The sequence below is a fragment of the Corynebacterium sp. sy017 genome (assembly GCF_017918135.1).
Classification (GTDB): Bacteria; Actinomycetota; Actinomycetes; order Mycobacteriales; family Mycobacteriaceae; genus Corynebacterium.
Genome location: NZ_RZUE01000001.1, coordinates 576,727 through 594,625, shown reverse-complemented (window position 1 = coordinate 594,625; position 17,899 = coordinate 576,727). Strand labels below are relative to the sequence as shown.

The 17,899-nt window shown below is 48.6% G+C and carries 14 protein-coding genes; 11 read left to right on the top strand and 3 right to left on the bottom strand.

The features are described from left to right. Window positions 1-83 precede the first annotated feature (83 nt). From EML15_RS02670 to EML15_RS02660, 3 genes are read left to right on the top strand one after another with little or no spacing between them, the layout of a single operon-like run. Window positions 84-1,469: a glycine--tRNA ligase gene (locus EML15_RS02670; RefSeq protein ID WP_144273291.1), complete on the top strand. Its 1,386-nt coding sequence runs from the start codon at window positions 84-86 to the stop codon at window positions 1,467-1,469. 2 nt (window positions 1,470-1,471) lie between these two features. Further along, complete coding sequence (locus tag EML15_RS02665; RefSeq protein ID WP_144273290.1) at window positions 1,472-2,014, top strand: hypothetical protein; 543 nt, start codon at window positions 1,472-1,474, stop codon at window positions 2,012-2,014. Next, the gene (locus EML15_RS02660) at window positions 2,011-2,457 is read left to right on the top strand and encodes a hypothetical protein (RefSeq protein ID WP_144273289.1); all 447 of its coding nucleotides are present in this window, start codon (window positions 2,011-2,013) and stop codon (window positions 2,455-2,457) included. The genes EML15_RS02665 and EML15_RS02660 overlap by 4 nt, the downstream gene beginning before the upstream one ends. A 27-nt stretch (window positions 2,458-2,484) precedes the next feature. Here the strand turns inward: EML15_RS02660 and EML15_RS02655 are convergent, their stop codons facing one another. Continuing rightward, a complete protein-coding gene (locus EML15_RS02655) occupies window positions 2,485-4,551 on the bottom strand; it encodes a TPM domain-containing protein (protein ID WP_185967146.1) in 2,067 nt (688 codons plus the stop codon). Between the two features lie 315 nt (window positions 4,552-4,866). Here EML15_RS02655 and EML15_RS02650 point away from each other — a divergent pair, with 315 nt between their 5' ends. The 6 genes from EML15_RS02650 to EML15_RS02625 all read left to right on the top strand — a co-directional run bounded on the left by EML15_RS02650 (window position 4,867) and on the right by EML15_RS02625 (window position 13,396). Continuing rightward, window positions 4,867-6,342 carry a hypothetical protein gene (locus EML15_RS02650; protein WP_144273287.1) on the top strand — a complete coding sequence of 492 codons (1,476 nt, stop codon included), beginning with the start codon at window positions 4,867-4,869 and terminating at the stop codon, window positions 6,340-6,342. 333 nt (window positions 6,343-6,675) lie between these two features. Beyond that, window positions 6,676-8,004, top strand: a complete 1,329-nt coding sequence (locus tag EML15_RS02645; protein WP_144273286.1) for a hypothetical protein — start codon at window positions 6,676-6,678, stop codon at window positions 8,002-8,004. 197 nt (window positions 8,005-8,201) lie between these two features. After that, window positions 8,202-9,470, top strand: a complete 1,269-nt coding sequence (locus tag EML15_RS02640) for an MFS transporter (RefSeq protein WP_144273285.1) — start codon at window positions 8,202-8,204, stop codon at window positions 9,468-9,470. 375 nt (window positions 9,471-9,845) lie between these two features. Continuing rightward, on the top strand, window positions 9,846-11,309 hold the full coding sequence (locus EML15_RS02635) for a hypothetical protein (protein ID WP_144273284.1): 1,464 nt from the start codon (window positions 9,846-9,848) through the stop codon (window positions 11,307-11,309). Between the two features lie 219 nt (window positions 11,310-11,528). Then, on the top strand, window positions 11,529-12,110 hold the full coding sequence (locus EML15_RS02630; RefSeq protein WP_144273283.1) for a hypothetical protein: 582 nt from the start codon (window positions 11,529-11,531) through the stop codon (window positions 12,108-12,110). An 11-nt stretch (window positions 12,111-12,121) separates the two neighbouring features. After that, the gene (locus tag EML15_RS02625) at window positions 12,122-13,396 is read left to right on the top strand and encodes a deoxyguanosinetriphosphate triphosphohydrolase (RefSeq protein ID WP_144273282.1); all 1,275 of its coding nucleotides are present in this window, start codon (window positions 12,122-12,124) and stop codon (window positions 13,394-13,396) included. Between the two features lie 29 nt (window positions 13,397-13,425). Here the strand turns inward: EML15_RS02625 and EML15_RS02620 are convergent, their stop codons facing one another. After that, entirely contained in the window at window positions 13,426-13,935 is a 510-nt protein-coding gene (locus EML15_RS02620; RefSeq protein ID WP_144273281.1) for a ribonuclease domain-containing protein, read from the bottom strand. 101 nt (window positions 13,936-14,036) lie between these two features. Between EML15_RS02620 and glmS the strand changes: the two genes are divergently transcribed. Then, window positions 14,037-15,914 (top strand): glutamine--fructose-6-phosphate transaminase (isomerizing), encoded by a 1,878-nt coding sequence (gene glmS, locus EML15_RS02615; protein WP_144273280.1) that lies wholly within the window; start codon window positions 14,037-14,039, stop codon window positions 15,912-15,914. Here glmS and EML15_RS10185 read toward each other — a convergent pair. Beyond that, window positions 15,875-16,003, bottom strand: a complete 129-nt coding sequence (locus EML15_RS10185; protein ID WP_255455971.1) for a hypothetical protein — start codon at window positions 16,001-16,003, stop codon at window positions 15,875-15,877. The genes glmS and EML15_RS10185 overlap by 40 nt on opposite strands. Here EML15_RS10185 and dnaG point away from each other — a divergent pair, their 5' ends adjacent. Continuing rightward, window positions 16,004-17,896 (top strand): DNA primase, encoded by a 1,893-nt coding sequence (gene dnaG, locus EML15_RS02610; protein ID WP_144273279.1) that lies wholly within the window; start codon window positions 16,004-16,006, stop codon window positions 17,894-17,896. Window positions 17,897-17,899 lie beyond the last annotated feature (3 nt).

Genomic DNA, 17,899 nt, shown 5'->3' with positions numbered 1-17,899 from the left:
TTGTGGGCATTGGTGCTGAGAAGCTACATAGAGTATCGCAGCCAGCGGTACTTCAAGAGAAAATAAGGAGTTGGCTATACCTCATGGCAACAAATACTGTCATTGATACTGTGGTAAACCTTTGCAAGCGTCGTGGGCTTGTGTATCCCTGTGGTGAGATCTACGGTGGTACTCGTTCTGCTTGGGATTATGGTCCACTTGGCGTGGAATTAAAAGAAAACATTAAGCGTCAGTGGTGGAGGTCAATGGTTACGTCGCGCCCTGATGTTGTGGGTGTGGATACTTCCGTTATTTTGCCACGACAAACATGGGTTTCTTCAGGTCACGTTGAGGTATTTACTGACCCGTTGGTGGAGTCGTTGCATACTCACAAGCGTTATCGTGCGGATCATCTTTTGGAGGCTTATGAAGAAAAGCATGGTCATCCTCCTGCAAATGGTTTAGCAGATATTAACGATCCAGAAACCGGGCAGCCGGGTGCGTGGACAGAACCAAAGGCTTTTTCTGGATTGCTCAAAACTTTCCTGGGGCCAGTCGACGACGAAGAAGGTTTGCACTATCTTCGTCCAGAAACTGCTCAAGGCATTTTCGTTAATTTTAAGAATGTGATGACCTCGGCTCGTATGAAGCCGCCTTTTGGTATTGCCAATATCGGTAAGTCGTTTAGGAATGAAATCACCCCGGGTAACTTTATTTTCCGTACTCGTGAGTTTGAGCAGATGGAAATGGAGTTTTTTGTTAAGCCGGGTGAAGATGAGCAATGGCACCAGCACTGGATTGACGCTCGCCACCAGTGGTACATTGACCTGGGGATTAAGCCAGAAAATCTGCGCCTTTATGAGCACCCTAAAGAGAAATTGTCTCATTACTCAAAGCGTACTGTTGATGTGGAATATGCTTTTGGGTTCCAAGGCTCTAAGTGGGGCGAGCTAGAGGGTGTTGCGAATCGTACTGATTATGATTTGCGTGTTCATTCCGAGGGCTCCGGGGAAGATTTGAGCTATTTCGACCAGGAGACGGGCGAGCGTTGGATTCCTTATGTTATTGAGCCTGCTGCTGGTCTTGGGCGGTCAATGATGGCGTTTTTGGTGGATGCTTATCATGAGGATGAGGCTCCTAATGCTAAGGGTGGCGTCGATAAGCGTGTGGTGCTAAAGCTCGATTATCGTTTGGCACCGGTGAAAGTTGCGGTGTTGCCGTTGAGCAAGAAGGAGCCGTTGACTGCTAAGGCGCAGGAGCTTGCGGCACAATTGCGGGCGATTTGGAATATCGATTATGACACTTCTGGTGCGATTGGTCGCCGTTATCGTCGCCAAGATGAGATTGGTACGCCATTCTGTGTCACGGTTGATTTTGACACGCTTGAGGATAATGCGGTGACTGTGCGTGAACGTGACACGATGGAGCAGGAGCGCGTGCCACTTGATGAGCTGCAGGCTTATTTGGCTTCTCGGTTGATTGGTTGCTAATCATGGAGCACACCAGGTGGAATCGCACCCGTGTGGCTGGCAGCAAAGTTGCCGAGCTGCGCAGCAATGACGATGTGCTATTGGCCAGTTTTGCGCAACCAACTCCTGAGCAGGCTGATGTAGAAGTTTTAGGGCACCATTGGCATATATGTGCCACGCATACTGAAATTCGAGCCACGTTGCCTGATGGTCGGGTGTACCGGGCTGTTCCGGAAGATGAGGGCAAGAAGTTCAGTAGGTCAAAGCGGGTCGTGGTGCGTACTGATCGGGATAGTTACGCTGTTAATGAGGCTAGACAAGATTGGGTGTATGTCAGCGCTGATGCTGCTGAGGATAAGCTCGGCCAATTTTCCGGTGGCAATAAGGGCGTGCGCCAGGCCATTACGGAGTTTGAGCCAGATTCTCAGCTCAGTGATTCCGAAAAGATCTTCTTTTCTTTGGTCACCCGCCACATTCTTGAGGCGCGGCTTGATTCCACCAGTTTAGTGCTGAGTATTTCGCTGTTAATTTTGACACCGGTTATTATTCTTTTCGCTATCCTATGAGCTTATCGACGTTCACCTGGGAAAAAGGCGATCTCATAACCCCAGAGGGCACTCTCATTGCCAGAGTGCGCTCTGATGTGCTTGAGTATGGGCAACAGCGTTTGCTTATTGAAACATCACCTGGGACACTGATGAGTTTTCGGATGCGTGCCACAGACCGTGATGGTCAGGTGTTTACACTACAAAAAGAAAAGATAACAGTGTTTGAGCTTATTGCTCAGTGCGCGGATCGAGCATATACGTTGTCTCGTACAAGTCATTGGCACCGTAGGCGTGTGATTAAGGTGGGAACTACTCCGGTGGCAACTATCCGAGCCTTGGTTGGTGGGGGGCTAGAGTTGGGGCTTTTGGCGGCTGCGGAGCAGGTTCCTATGCTCGATCTTGTATTTATGAGTTATGGTTGTTTTCTCATTGATGGGGTTACTGGTTACGTGCATCGCTAGTGGGCAGCGAGGTGAGAAACTACCCGGTTAGAAGCTGCCGCTGCGACCACTACCGCCGCCAAAGCTACCACCCATACCAGAGCCACCACCGAAACCGCCGCCAAATCCGCCGGAGTTTCCGCCGAGAATCTGCCCGAGCACCATGCCAGTGAGGAAAGAGGTACCGGAGCCACCACCAGTATTGCGACGCTGATAAGAATCCTCATCATGACGCGCATGACGCAATGCACTTTTCGCACTTTCTGCTGCTTGTCGAGCTTGCTGGGTAGCAGTGCGTGTGTGCGTGATTCTATTTTGTAGGGCTTGGGCAAAGAGTTGCTGGGCGTCGGCAAGCTGAGTGCGTGCACGAGAACCAATGACACGACCACGCGTAGAGATGAAGTCATTAGCGGCTTGGATTGCTGCTTGTGCTGCTGCGGCTTGCTGGTCAAAAATCCGCAGCTGACGCTCATGCTGGCTTGTTTGCTCGCGTAGTACATCGAGTTGTTCGTCTAGACGAGAGTCAATGTCGGTCAGTAGTGTCCACGAGCCAAGCGGATCGTTTTTCTTATTTCGTACTGTTTCGAGTGCGCCTTGTGCAGCAGCGACGATAGCGTCAAGTTCTGCCCAGTCTGCAGCTGTGCCTTGCTGTTGTCCTTGTTCGCGCAGGTGTAATGCCTCGGTGATTTCTTCATCGATTTCTGCTTTGAGTGCAGGCAGTTGTTCTTTCGCCAACAAGATATTGTCTTGTGCGTGCTCAATGGCGCTCAAAGAATTATCAGCGTGTGCTAATGCTTCTTCCGCATTACGAATCGCTGCTACTAAACCACTCTGTTGCCCAGCAGGTTTAGCCACAAGAGTTTTGCCCATTTCGAGGTTTTTCTCGGCCTGCTCGATACTTACCTGAGCTAGGTCAGGATTGTGCACAATGGATTCAAGAATTTCTGCTGGGTACGCCTGATTGAGGGTATCCAAGGTTTGTCGTGCTGCGCTAAGGCGTGCCCTTGCCTCGATAGTTTTCTGGGTGATTGTGTCGAGCAACTCTGGTGCGTTGATGAGCACATTGCGCAGTTGTGCAAAGTTTTCTGCTTCTTTATCGAGAGCGTCGTCGGCAAGCCCGCAGGTAGAGACAATTTCTACTAGGACGCTGCGTTTTTCAATTGGGTCTTTGATGCGCCCGGAGTTAATCTGCCCCATGAGCGAAAATGCTTTTTGCAAGGTCATCGTAGAGTGGTTCATTGCGCGAGTAAAAGTACGGATACGTTCTGCACCAAACTCTGCCTGAGCAAGCTCTAGTTCTTGTTTCGCATTGCGGATTGACTCATCAGTGGAAACCAATTCCTCTTCTGCCAAAGTATGCAAGGTTTCTAGCGGCAGCTGTTCTAGTTCCTCGGTTTTATGCGGTGCAATTGCGCGCCCAGCCTCGAGGTTTTGCTGGTGTGTTTCTTTGCGCCTGCTTCGGCTGTACGCCCATGCGCCACCACCGACAAGAGCTATACTGCCCACTCCTGCCCCGAGCCAGAGCGCACTATTACCACTGTTTGCGCTGGTATTCGTTTCTGTGCTTGGTGTATATGTGGAAGTATCTCGGGCTGCGGTGAGGAAAGCATCGATAGATGCGCCGACCGCAGTGGCATCATTTTGGAGTACCGCAATACTGTTTTCATAGAGGCTATCGACGTTGCCGCCACGCCAATTCTCGCCAACCTGAACCGCAAATTTACGTTCCTCCATACTCAGGGCATACACTGCGGTATTTGATTGTGTGCCACCGTTTTTGCTCAATACTTGTGAGCTCCACACCGTAGGGTTAGTGCCATCAAAGTTTTTTGCAATAACGACGACAATCCGAGCGCCTAGTTCCTGCTCAACATCAGTGATGGTCTGGGTAATGCGTGTTTTTTCTTCTTCACTGAGCACATTATCTGCGTCGGTAAGCGACTGCGGATACGATGCTGGTGCTTCAGCCAGGTAAGTCAGGTGCGTGGAAGGCGTGGTGGCACTGGCATAGAGTGGGGTGGCAGTAATACCCACAGCGCTTATCCCCGCGACGCAGCTAAGGCGGGCAGCTTTAGCGAAGAAACCTGATGATGTTGAAGAAAAAACCGTTGGCATAGTGTTCATCATAGTGATTTTGGGGGTATGAGGTTGGTTGAGGGGTGTGGTATCTGCTTGTTGTGGTGTATTGAGTGAACTTGTGGTTATGATGAGTGTGCTTTTAGGTTTTTCTCAGCTTTGTGTTTTGGGGCTGAGGGGAATCTGGAAAGTGTTTTTTGTTCTTTTTCCTAGGAGAGAAATAATGTTGTTGAATCGTTTTGCTAAGCGTGCTGCGGCTGTGGTTGCCGTGAGTATGCTTGGTTCGAGTTTTCTAGCCCCCCCCCCTCGGTATTAGCCGGCGGAGCTGAGAATGTTCATGGTTATTGGGGCGGTGTGAACTGTGATACCGGTACTACCTGTGTGAAAAAAATTGGTGATAAAGCAGAGGTTACCTGGCAAGTACAGGTAGCACCATTAGTGCAAGCTGAGGATCATATACAGACCTCGAAGGGTGCTGAAATTATGGTGCCTGCCACGGTTGATGTGACTTCTATTCGTTTAACTCATATGCCTACACGCCTTGAGCCTGGTGATGAGTCCAAGGGGGAGGATCCTGATAAACGCTATGGGAAAGATATTCAGGGCAATACTGTAGGAGGGGCTCTTGAAGATGATGGGGAATTTATTGCTGAGTTAAAGTTTGCTCCTGTGCAGGAAGTGGATTATGAGGTTCCCATCAAGGATAGTTCTGAATTGGATCTATCCAATGTTGAGCGTGATGCTACGTATGGTGTTACTCCGTTTTATAAGTTCACTGCTGAGGAATCAGAGAAGTTGAATCAGCCTCGTGGTGTTGAGCCTTCGTCTTTTGCTGATCAGCCTGAGTGGAATTTTTACCAGATTAGTTTGGGGATGAATGCTGGTGTTTATACTTTTGAGGTCACCGGTACTGTTGAGGCTGTTGGTGAGGATACGTATGTGCCGATTCGCGTTGATAACTTGATGTGGAAATGCTCTAGTGAAGATGTGTTTGGTAGCGCTGAAGAGGGTTGTCAGAGTCTGAAAGATTATGAGTGGGGTCGTACAGGTGAGTTGCCTCCTGTGATGACGAAAGAGCAGTCTGAATATACCCATGAAGAGATTGTGGAATTATACGAGAATCAAGGCTCGAAACATGGTGTGACTGGTGTGGGTACTTGTGAGGTGACGTTGAATACGGATCGTCTTGATACGATTAGTGTTGATCTTTATCCTGATTACTTTAGTAGTCGCTATCGGAAGTATAGCGAGACGTTTAATCTTCGCTTGAATCCTGCGGTGAATTATTATGGTTCACAGCTTGGTCGTGAGGATAACTGTGATCAGGGCTTCCAGCATATTACGTTGTGTCCTGATGAGGAGACTGAGGTGCCGCCTAGCAAGGAGCCTGTAGAGTCTGAGGAACCAACGCCTTCTGAGGAGCCACAGGAATCTGAAGAGCCTACTCCTTCTGAGGAAGAGGAGGTTGAGCCTGCTAAACCTTCTAAGGAAACAGAGGAGCCAACTTCTAGTGAGGAACCACAGGAGTCTGAGCAGGTTAAGCCTGTGAAGCCAGCTGAGTATCCTGAGGAGCGTGAGGAGCCTAAGATTCCTGTTGTTCCGCCAACTCTTCCTGATACAGACACTGAGGTTGAGCAGGGTGAGGTTGTTACCACAGTGGTAGAGCCTGAGGATAAGGAAGAACCTGCTGAGTCTAAGCCTGAGTCTAAGCCTGAGCCTAAGACTGTTATTTCTGAAAGTGTGAAGGATAACGTCGCTAAGCAGGCTAAGACTGTTGCGAAGAAAGACCGTCCTAAAGTTACTACTGGCGGACATCTGCGCGCAGCGTAATTTTTGTTTTATGCAAGAGTCCTAGCACCATTGGTGCTAGGACTTTCTTTATATCTTGGGTTATGATGGGAAACGCTTTTAGGTTTTTCTCAGCTTTGTGTGGTTGAGGATGGCTTGGAAAGTGCTTTTTTGTTCTTTTTCCTAGGAGAATAGAGGAAATAATGTTGTTGAATCGTTTTGCTAAGCGTGCTGCGGCGGTTGTTGCCGTAAGTATGCTTGGTGCGGGTTTTCTAGCCCCCCCCCTCGGTATTAGCCAATGTTGGCGGCAGTGCCAATATTAATGGTTCGTGGGGTGGTGCGAACTGTGATACTGGTTCTACCTGTGTAAAGCAAGTGGGGGATGAAACACAGGTCACCTGGAAAGTGCAGTTATCACCGTTGGTGATGTCTGAGGATCACATCCAAACCTCTCGTGGTGCGCAAATTATGATCCCATCTACAGTCAAAGATGTGTCGATTAACTTGGTGTATATGCCACTGATTTTTTCGTATGACGACGGTGAATGGCATGATGTAGAGGGCAATATCGTTGAGGTAGATCATCCTGAAGTGGTATATAACTATTCTGTCCCTGCACAAGAGGTGAGTTATCAGGTTCCTATTGTCGATTCTTTCGAGACGGACAATAAAGGGATACCGTATCTGATTGATAATGACACGTATAGATTGTCGTCATTTGTGAAGAATCCTTATGGTTCGTTGAGTGAAGTTGAAGATTCTGTTACGACGTATGGTGTGGAGCCTTCTACTTTTGAGAACCAGCCTGATTGGGATTTCTACCAAGTTGGTCTGAATGAAATGGGTATTTATACCTTTGAGGTTACCGGTACGGTGGAATCTGTTGGCGAGGATACCTATATTCCGATTCGTGCAGATAATACCTTGTGGAAGTGTCATAAAGAGGGGGGTGGACCTGGTAGTGCTGAGGAAGGGTGTGCACCGCTGAAGCGTAATTATGATTGGGCTCGTAGTGGTGAATTGCCTCCTGTGACAACTGCTGAGCAGTCTGAGGATACTCGTAACAAGATTATTGACTTATATAAAAAACAGGGTACTGCTGATGGTTTAACTGGTGTGGGAACCTGTGCGGTGACACAGAATACAGATCGGTTTGACATTATTGATACTGATATTGAAGCTGCTGCTCCGGGTAAATATGGTGCTTATCAGGAGGTGTTTGGTCTTGCCTTGAATCCTGCTATCAACTACTGGGGTCCTTTGCTTGACGCTGAGGATAATTGTGACCAGGGTTTCCAGCATATTACTCTTTGTCCTGATGAGGAGTCTGAGGTGCCGCCTAGTGAAGAGCCTACACCTGTAACTGAAAAGGAGGAGGTTGATCCTGCTAAGCCTTCTAAGGACACTGAGGAACCAACTTCTAGTGATGAGCCACAGGAATCTGAGGAGCCTACATCTTCTAAGAAATCACAGGAGCCTGGAGAACCTATTTCTAGTGAAGAACCTGTTTCTTCTGAGAGTAAGTTTGTACCATCTGCTCAATCTGAGCAGGACAAACCTGCCGATTCTAAGCCTGAATCTAAGCCTGCACCTAAGACCGTTATCTCTGAAAGTGTAAAGGATAACGTCGCTAAGCAGGCTAAGACTGTAGCGAAGAAAGACCGTCCTAAAGTTACTACTGGCGGACATCTGCGCGCAGCGTAATCCTGTTCCTTAGAAATCTAAAAGTCCTGGCACTAACCAGTGCTAGGACTTTTCTGTGTTTCTTAGGTTCTGATGGGAGTTTTCCAGCTAGGTTAGATTCAAGAGAAAAGTCTTTAGCCAACCGCGCTTTGCTACGTTTATTGCATGCCCTAACGGGCGTTTTGAGTTACAGTCACGATTGATCAGCGAGGAAAAGTATGAGACGTATTGAACGATACTATGCCAGTTCCAATATGTTCGACGCTTTCGCCGGACGCACTGTAGATCTAATAACGCAGCTTGTCGTAGTAAATCAGCTTGGATTCACGGGTACGGAGCTGGGATTTCTGAGTTCTCTCTCGATTGTCTTGTACTTAGTTTCCGCTGTACCCATTGGGAAGTTGGTCGACTCTTTAGACCCGATTAAGGTATTGATTTACGCCTTGACGGTTAAGGCTGCTCTCCTCACGGCATTCGCTTTTCTTTATTTGTCTGGAGGATTGTCATTTTGGACCATTCTGGTTCTTCAGGTTCTTCAATCGTTTGTCGGTATTTTCATCGACAACTCTCAAATAATTACAGCGGTATCAATCCAAAAAATTGTGGGAAATTCCAAGCTAGTTGCCCAGCTTGAATCTGCAGACAAGATGATCGGTATTGCTGCCCCTGGTGTGGTAGCACTGATTGCAGCAGGGGAATTCTATAGGGAAGGATATATTGGGGCAGCAGCACTCGCGATGTGTGCCCTAGCAATGATTGCATTCCCGGTAAGAAGAATGGTTCAGAATGTTAGCGATACTAACATTGACGAAAGCTCTAGCCAGCTAGAGGACACTGACGGTAAAGGAACGCTTCTTAGCGGCTTCTTATTCATTGCACAGAGTAAGGAACGTCTGATACCGGTACTACTCATTGCCGCAGGAAACCTTGGATTGGCCTTTATCGACTCTCCACAATCACTGTTCTTGCTGCGGGAAGTAGGAATGAATCCGTCGGGCTTTTCAACCCTGAACATAATCGACGCCCTTGCAGCTCTTTTTGCATCAGTGTTGGTAGTACGACTCATTGACCGTTTCGATTTCGCAAAAATGATTACGCTAGCAACTTTTGGTCAGGTGCTCTCAGCACTGTTTTTTCTGTTCGTGGTTATTTGTGACGCGCCAGCATTCATTTTCACGGCAATTTCGGGCGCACTGTGGTCGATAGCAGCCACGTTCATCAACGTCTCCGCAATGAACTACTTTGTTAGCCAGCTGCCTCAAGGGAAAATCGGCGTGGGACTTTCTTCAATGCGAACGTTTGTTATGGCGGTGGTTCCACTAGGAGCAATCTTGGGTGGATATAGTGCAGATCGTGTGGGATACGCGTTCTCTGTCATCGTTTGGACTGCAATAGCTATTGCGACGTTTCTCATTGGGCTGAGTCAGTTTTTAGGACGAAAATCTGCTCCATCTATTGAGCACGATGTAGATACAGAAATCGCTTAAGTAACTTCCTTGCCCTGTTTGTCTGTTTGCTTGCCTGTCACCGCCTGTTCTTCTGTGGAGTCCTAGTGCCAGTTGGTGCTAGGACTTTCTTTATATCTTGGGTTATGATGAGAAATGCTTTTAGGTTTTTCTCAGCTTTGTGTTTTGGGGTTGAGGGGAATTTGAGAAGTGTTTTTGTTCTTTTTCCTAGGAGAATAGAGGAAATATGTTTTTACAACGTTTTGCTAAGCGTGCTGCGGCGGTTGTTGCCGTAAGTGTGCTTGGTGCGGGTTTTCTAGCCCCCCCCCCTCGGTATTAGCCGGTGGTGGCTACGATAATGTTCATGGTTTTTGGGGTGGTGTGAACTGTGACACTGGTTCTACCTGTGTAAAGCAAGTGGGGGATGAAACACAGGTTACTTGGCAAGTGCAGGTAGCGCCATTGGCGATGGGTGAGGATCAAATCCAAACCTCGAAGAATGCACAGATCATGATCCCATCTACGGTCAAAGACGTGTCTATCAAATTGACGCATATGCCTGTTAAGCCTAACGAAGATATAGATCTTTATACGAGTTTTATGCCTGTGCGTATGGTTGATTATCAGGTTCCTATCAAGGATAGTTCTGAATTAGATTTATCTAATGTTGAGCGTGATGCTACGTATGGTATTACTCCGTTTTATAAGTTTACTGCCGAGGAATCAGAGAAGTTAGGGCAGCCTCGTGGTGTGAATCCTTCGTCTTTTTCGTATCAGCCTGAGTGGAATTTCTACCAGATTAGTTTGGGCAGTGTGGGTGGTGTCTATACTTTTGAGGTCACCGGTACTGTGGAGGCTGTTGGTGAAGATACCTATATTCCGATTCGCGTTGATAATGTGATGTGGAAATGCTCTAGCCAAGATGTGTTTGGTAGCGCTGAGGAGGGGTGTCAGAGTCTGAAAGATTATCACTGGGGGCTTACTAATGAGTTGCCTCCTGCGTCTATTCCGATGATTCCTGAGGATGAGTCTGCTTCTTCAGCTCGTAAAGCAGAGATTGAGCAGCGCAACAAAGAAATCGCTTTGGAGAATGAGAAGATTGCTGCTTTGTATGCTGATCAGGGTACTCGCCATGGTTTGACGAGTGTGGGAACCTGTGCTGTTACTCGTAATACGAATCGTTTTGACATGATTGGTAACGATATCGAGGCTGGTGGTGATAGATATGAGAAGTATGTAAATACGTTTAATCTTCACTTGAATCCTGCGGTGAATTATTTTGGTTCGCTCAAAGGTGCTGAGGATAACTGTGATCAGGGTTTCCAGCATATTACGCTGTGTCCTGACGAAGAATCTGAGGTTCCACCTAGTGAGGAGCCTGTAGAGTCTGAGGAACCAACACCAAGTGAGGAAACCCAGGAACCTACTCCTTCTGAGGAAGAGGAGGTTGATCCTGCTAAGCCTTCTAAGGAAACAGAGGAGCCAACTTCTAGCGAAGAACCACAGGAGTCTGAGGAGTCAACTCCAAGTGAGGAAACTCAGGAACCTACTCCTTCTGAGGAGCCTGAACAGGAGAAACCTGTGAAGCCAGCTGAGCGTCCTGAAGAACGTGAGGAACCAGTTAAGCCTGTTGTTCCACCAACTCTTCCTGACACAGACACTGAGGTTGAGCAGGGTGAGGTTGTCACCACCGTTGTAGAGCCTGAGGATAAGGAAGAAAAACCTGAGGACAAACCTGCCGATTCTAAACCAGAATCCAAGCCTGCACCTAAGACCGTTATCTCTGAAAGTGTGAAGGATAACGTCGCTAAGCAGGCGAAGAGTGTTGCGAAGAAAGACCGTCCTAAAGTTACTACTGGTGGTCATTTGCGCGTAGCGTAATTCTTGCTTAAGAGTTGAAAGCTCCCCGCTGGTTGGATCAGTACATGATTCTTAGCTGACGGGGAGTTTTTTACGTTAGCTGACTCAAGTGGTATGTGATGAGTGCTGTTTCGCGTCATGATGAAATGTGCAGCTAGGTGGATAGCTTAAATATCTTTTGACAGTCTTTCCTATGGCGGTGATACTGAGCTTGTCGGGCGTCTATGAAGGGATTACAGTATGCGCAACCACCGCAACCACCGCAATTATGGAAAATTACATACGCATATATCCTATATCCTTTGTTTCTTAGTAGTTTTACCTTTTCTTTCTTCTCTTGAAGCGAAGATTAGTTCTGATTTTCTCATTTCTTTGGTTGCTTTTCCGTGGTTGTGGTTATGGATTGGTTTTTGTGCTGCTTTGGTTTTTGCTGATGCAGGCGCGTTTGTGAGCATTATGCTTGGGGCTGTGTGTACTGGGGCAGCGTTAGCAATCGAAACTGGTACGGATGTGCTCTTAGGTGTTGGTGCTAGCTTTACTCCGGTTGTAGAGGCGGCAATGTGGTTTATTGTTGGTACTGGTTGTGGCTTTGTGGTGGCGTTTTTGGGTTGTGTTGTTATTACTGCACGTAGGCCTGTGGCATTATGCGCGTTGGTTACTTTTGCTGTGCTCATTGTGTTGTCTTTTGGTTGGGAGCTGAAAGTCAATAATCCGAGTGCTCGGTCGATTATTTATGGTGTGATGTGGCTTGTGGTTAATATATTCGCCCTGGTTGCAGTCTATCGACGCTGGATTGCTGGGCGAGGCACGAGAATCGTCTAGAATCGTCAAGGGTGAGCTACCACTACATTGATCAGGATTGTCAGCGCCGGTATTCAGAAGGGGAAAAGGGAAGTGTACTCATTGCGCACACTGACACTCGTCACCCTTTTGCGCGTGATCGTGCGCGGGTGTTGCATTCTGCGGCGCTGCGTCGTTTAGCTGATAAAACACAGGTAGTGGCACCTGGGATTGGTGATACGCCGCGTACTCGGCTTACTCATTCTCTTGAAGTGGCACAAATAGCGCGTGGCATCGGTAGCGGGTTGGGCTTAAATGCTGATTTATGCGAGATGGCTGGTCTTACTCACGACATTGGGCATCCACCGTATGGGCATAATGGTGAGCGTGCGCTCGACCAGGTCGCACAAGACTGTGGTGGTTTTGAGGGAAATGCTCAAACGCTGCGGATTTTAACTCGCCTAGAGCCAAAGATTCTTGACGAGAGCGATACTTCTTTTGGGCTTAATCTCACCCGCGCAGCTCTCGACGCTGCCTGTAAATATCCGCGCACCAAAACCAATACCGATGGCAGTATCAATAAAAAATATGGTTGCTATGACGAAGACCGTGACATTCTTACGTGGATACGCCAGGGGCATACTGATGACCGTCCTTGTGCAGAGGCTCAGGTCATGGATTTTAGTGATGACATTGCGTATAGCGTCCACGATGTAGAAGATGGCATTATTGCTGGCAGAATCACATTAAGTGTGCTGTGGGACTTCGTCGAATTAGCTGCATTGGCGCATAAAGGGGCACGAGCTTTTGGCGGTGAACCAGAGCAGCTTATCGACGCCGCGGATCGCCTGCGCGATCTTGACGTAGTAGCCAGTGCCGCAGAATTCCACGGTAGGTTGCGTGACTACACTCAGCTCAAAGCAATGACTTCGCAGTTGGTGGGCAGATATGTAGGAGCAGTAGTAAGCGCTACCCAAGAAGCAGCTCAAGGGCAGCCATTGGGGCGAATGTATGGCACGGTAGTTATTCCTGAACAGGTATGGGCTGAGGTGACGTTGCTCAAAACCATTGCGGTGCTCTATGTGATGGATCAGCCTGCGCATTTAGCGCGTCAAGATCGGCAGCGCGACCGTATTTTTAGAGTCTACGATTATTTTTCCGCAGGTGGCGCTGGTACTCTTGACCCTCTCTTTCGCCTGTGGTGGGAGCAGGCTGATACTGCTGCACAACGTGAGCGAGTCATTATTGATCAAATTGCGTCAATGACAGAATCGCGTTTGGAGCGGGTAGCTGCTCAGGCGGCACAGTGGTCGGGTTTCCTGGGATAGTCCTTTGCTGCCACGCTAGAGTCGTAGCGTTAGTTCTCAGCGTCAGGTATGGCGCAAAAACTCTCGTAATGATCCTCAGTGTAGTACCACACCTCGGGGTCGGTTTCTGTGCCGCCACCTGTGACAATCCTTTTCTCCCCTCGGTGCCCAAGACCTGGGGTTTCCACGGTATATTCGCGGTAGTAACTACTGCCTTGGCGGGGGAGTTTGCGCTCATAGTTGCCAAAGTGAGAACCATCAGTCTCTGGAAACTCATAGGGACCACCCTGCAAAATATCGGCTACGACTTCCTCGGCCTCTGCCGGTAAAGTATCCAGCTCACAGTTTTTGAGTGTTGCGCGACCTGCCTTAGCGGATTGCGTAGCACCAGCGGGTAGGCGTGCGCTTTTTGTGCTGGTTGCATGAGCGTCGTTAGTGGAATTATCGGTGGAATTATTGTGCGAAATGCCAAACCAGATGCCGGCTAATGCGAGTGCAGTGGTGCCAGCACCGGCAATCAATTTTGAGGTAGTTTTGGGTGACCGTGATTGTCCACTCATAGTGCTATGGTGGCATAGTTGTTCCTGGAACGCTAGTAGAACCTTTTGGCAGCCCCAAGCCGTGCCCCACTAGAGGCATATTTGGAGTAGAATGCGACACTATGTGTGGAATTGTTGGATATGTAGGCTCTTCGCAATCAGCTGCAGAATATACAGCTTCAGATGTTGTTTTACAGGGGCTTAAACGTTTGGAATATCGCGGTTATGATTCCGCAGGTATTGCCGTTGCCTCTGAAAAGGGCATTGCTTTTTGTAAAAAAACTGGAAAAGTTGCGGTTTTAGAAGACGCTATTACCCAATCACCACTAGGCAGTGCTCAGGTTGGCATTGGGCATACGCGTTGGGCAACTCATGGTGCGCCCAGTGATACTAATGCGCATCCGCATATTGTTGCCGATGGTCAGGTTGCTGTTGTCCACAATGGCATTATTGAAAACTATGCTGAGTTAAAAAAAGAGCTCACTGATAAAGGCTATAACTTTGTTTCTGAAACAGACACAGAGGTAGCAGCTACGCTCTTAGCTGATATTTTCGCTCACGACGCGCAGGCTCAAGGCGATTTAAGCCATGCCATGCGCCTGACCAGCAAGCGTTTGGAGGGGGCGTTTACCCTTCTGGCTATTCATAAGCAATGCCCGGATCGTATTGTGGCATCGCGCTCTGGTTCACCCTTGCTGGTTGGCGTAGGCGAGGGCGAGTTCTTCCTGAGTTCTGATGTCAGTGGTTTTATTGAATACACGAAAGACGTCGTCGAGCTGGCAGATAACCGAGTGATTACGCTTACCGCACAAGGTTATGACATTACTGATTTTGACAATAACCCTGATGAGGGCAAGAAATTTGTGGTGGAGTGGGATATTTCTGCTGCTGAAAAAGGCGGCTATGACTTCTTCATGGTCAAAGAGATTCATGACCAACCCACTGCCGTGCGCGAAACCCTCATGGGGCGTTTTGATGAGAATAACAAGCTCACTCTCGACGAACTCCACATTGATGAGGCAGTGCTACGCAGTATAGACAAAATCATTGTTATTGCCTGTGGTACAGCTGCTTATGCTGGTCAAGTGGCACGCTACGCCATTGAGCATTGGTGTCGTATCCCTACTGAAGTAGAGCTCGCGCATGAGTTCCGTTACCGCGACCCCATTGTGAATGAGAAAACCCTGGTGGTTGCGTTATCTCAATCTGGTGAGACGATGGACACGCTCATGGCAGTGCGCCACGCTAAAGAACAAGGCGCAAAGGTACTCGCCATCTGCAACACCCGTGGTTCCTCTATTCCACGCGAGGCAGACGCAAACCTATACACCCATGCTGGTCCAGAGATTGCAGTGGCCTCGACCAAAGCATTCTTGGCGCAAATCACAGCATCCTATCTGCTGGGTCTGTATTTAGCACAATTGCGTGGCAATATGTTTGCTGATGAGATTGAGCTTATTGTGCGTGAGCTCAAAGCCATGCCAGATAAAATTCAGCAAGTCATTGATGCTAAAGCAAGTATTGAAACCCTGGGCAAGAATATGCAAAATGCTAACTCGGTGATTTTCCTTGGTCGCCATGTTGGTTTCCCAGTAGCACTCGAAGGTGCCCTGAAGCTCAAAGAAATTGCGTATCTCCACGCAGAAGGTTTTGCTGCTGGTGAGCTCAAACATGGTCCGATTGCCTTGATCGAAGAAGGACAACCCGTGTTTGTGATTGTCCCTTCTGCAAAAGGGCGTAATTCTTTGCACGCAAAGGTAGTGTCTAATATCCAAGAGATTCGGGCACGTGGCGCGATTACCATTGTGATCGCTGAGGAAGGCGATGAAGTCGTAGACGCTTACGCTAACCATGTGATTCGGATTCCTCAAGCCCCAACACTGTTGCAGCCTTTGCTTGCTACTGTGCCATTGCAGATTTTTGCTTGTGCCGTTGCTGCGGCTAAAGGCTTGGATGTGGATCAGCCACGCAATTTAGCTAAGGCAGTTACTGTGGAATAATCCACGGCACGCGCCTGGGATACGTGGGATTGTGAGGTAGTAGCGGTGCCCAGGGTGGCATCTGCGGTGAAAGGAGGTTGAGCAGACATATGAGAAAAGGAAAAATACCGGCATCTGATGTGCAGGCAATTCGAGAGAGAATTAGCCTAGAGGACGTCGTCGGTGAGTATGTGCAGCTCAAGCCTGCCGGTGCTGATTCGTTGCGCGGGCTTAGCCCATTCAAGGACGAAAACACCCCTTCTTTCTTCGTACGTCCGCAACACGGCTACTACCACTGTTTTTCCACTGGAAAAGGCGGAGATGTGTTTGCTTTCCTCATGGAAATGGAGCACGTTTCTTTCCCGGAGGCAGTGGAAATATGCGCAGACAAAATTGGGTACCGAATTAACTATGAGGGCGGTTCCACTGGTGCCCGCAGAGAAGAACCTGGAACCCGTAAACGCCTCATTGAAGCTAACCGAGCAGCACATAAGTTTTACCGAGAACAATTAGAAACCCCTCAGGCAGCCACTGCACGTAATTTCTTACTCAACCGTGGGTTTTCTAAAGAACTCATCTATTCCTTTGAGTGCGGTTATGCCCCCGAGGGCTGGGATACTCTCACCAAGCAGTTACTTCGTCAAGGCTTTAGTTTCCAGGAACTAGAGGCTGCTGGTTTATCGCGCATGGGTAAACTCGGTCCCATTGATCGTTTTCATCGCAGACTACTCTGGCCGATTAAAAACATATCGGGTGATGTAATCGGATTCGGCGCCAGAAAACTTTTCGACGACGATAACCTCGGTAAATACATGAATACCCCGGAAACGCTCTTGTATAAAAAATCAAAGGTACTCTTTGGCCTTGATGTGGCAAAGCGTGATATTGCTACCAGACACCAGGCGGTAGTCGTCGAGGGCTATACCGATGTGATGGCCATGCACGCAGCAGGGATTACCACAGCAGTAGCAGCCTGTGGTACTGCTTTTGGCGATGATCACCTGCAAATGATCCGTAGGCTCATGCTTGACGATAACTTCTTCCGCGGGGAACTCATCTATACTTTCGACGGCGATGAAGCTGGACAAAAAGCAGCTATGCGTGCTTTTGAGGGGGATCAAAAATTTACTGGGCAATCCTTTGTTTCAGTGGCACCAGAAGGAATGGATCCTTGTGACCTGCGTCTGCAACGCGGTGATAGTGCTGTGCGTGAGCTCATCGCCTCAAGGGTTCCCATGGTGGAGTTCGCACTCCAAACCCTCATTGCCCAATACTCTCTTGATTCTGTGGAAGGGCGCTTACAAGCACTGCGCCGCACAGTTCCAGTGGTCGCAAGTATCAAAGACAAACCACTTCAAGATGAATACGCCAGGCTATTAGCTGGGTGGATTGGTTGGCAAGACCCGCATGAGGTAGTGCAGCAAGTACGAGCACAAGCACGCAAACCCCGTACACCACAGCGCAAAGCACAGCGTTTTCATAATGCTGCCCCTGCCGCTCAACCTGACTCAGTGCTATCTTTGCCCAACCCCAAAGATCCGCGGCTTTGGACACAGCGCGAATGTCTGAAAATTGCCCTGCAATACCCTGAGGCTGTGGGAAAGCGATTCGACGACCTTGCCCCACAAGTATTTACCCATGAGACATACCGAGCGCTCAAAAAAGCAATTGATTCTGCTGGTGGGTGCAGTGCGCAGCAATCAGGGGCGCAATGGATTTCCTCGGTAAGCGATCATATGCTCGATCTCGTAGGAAAATCATTAGTATCTGAACTTGCAGTAGAAGCATTCCACGTTACTGAAGAAGATTTCTTGCCACACATCGACACCACATTGGCTAGATTGCAAGAGCAACAGATCGGCAACCAAATTGCCCTGCTCAAAGGCAAAATGCAAAGAATGCGCCCATCAGAAGATGAGCGCACCTACAATGCGTTATTTGCCGAACTTGTGGAATTAGAGCAGCGTCGTCGGGAGCTATTGGACTTAGCTTTTGGCAGCTAAGGC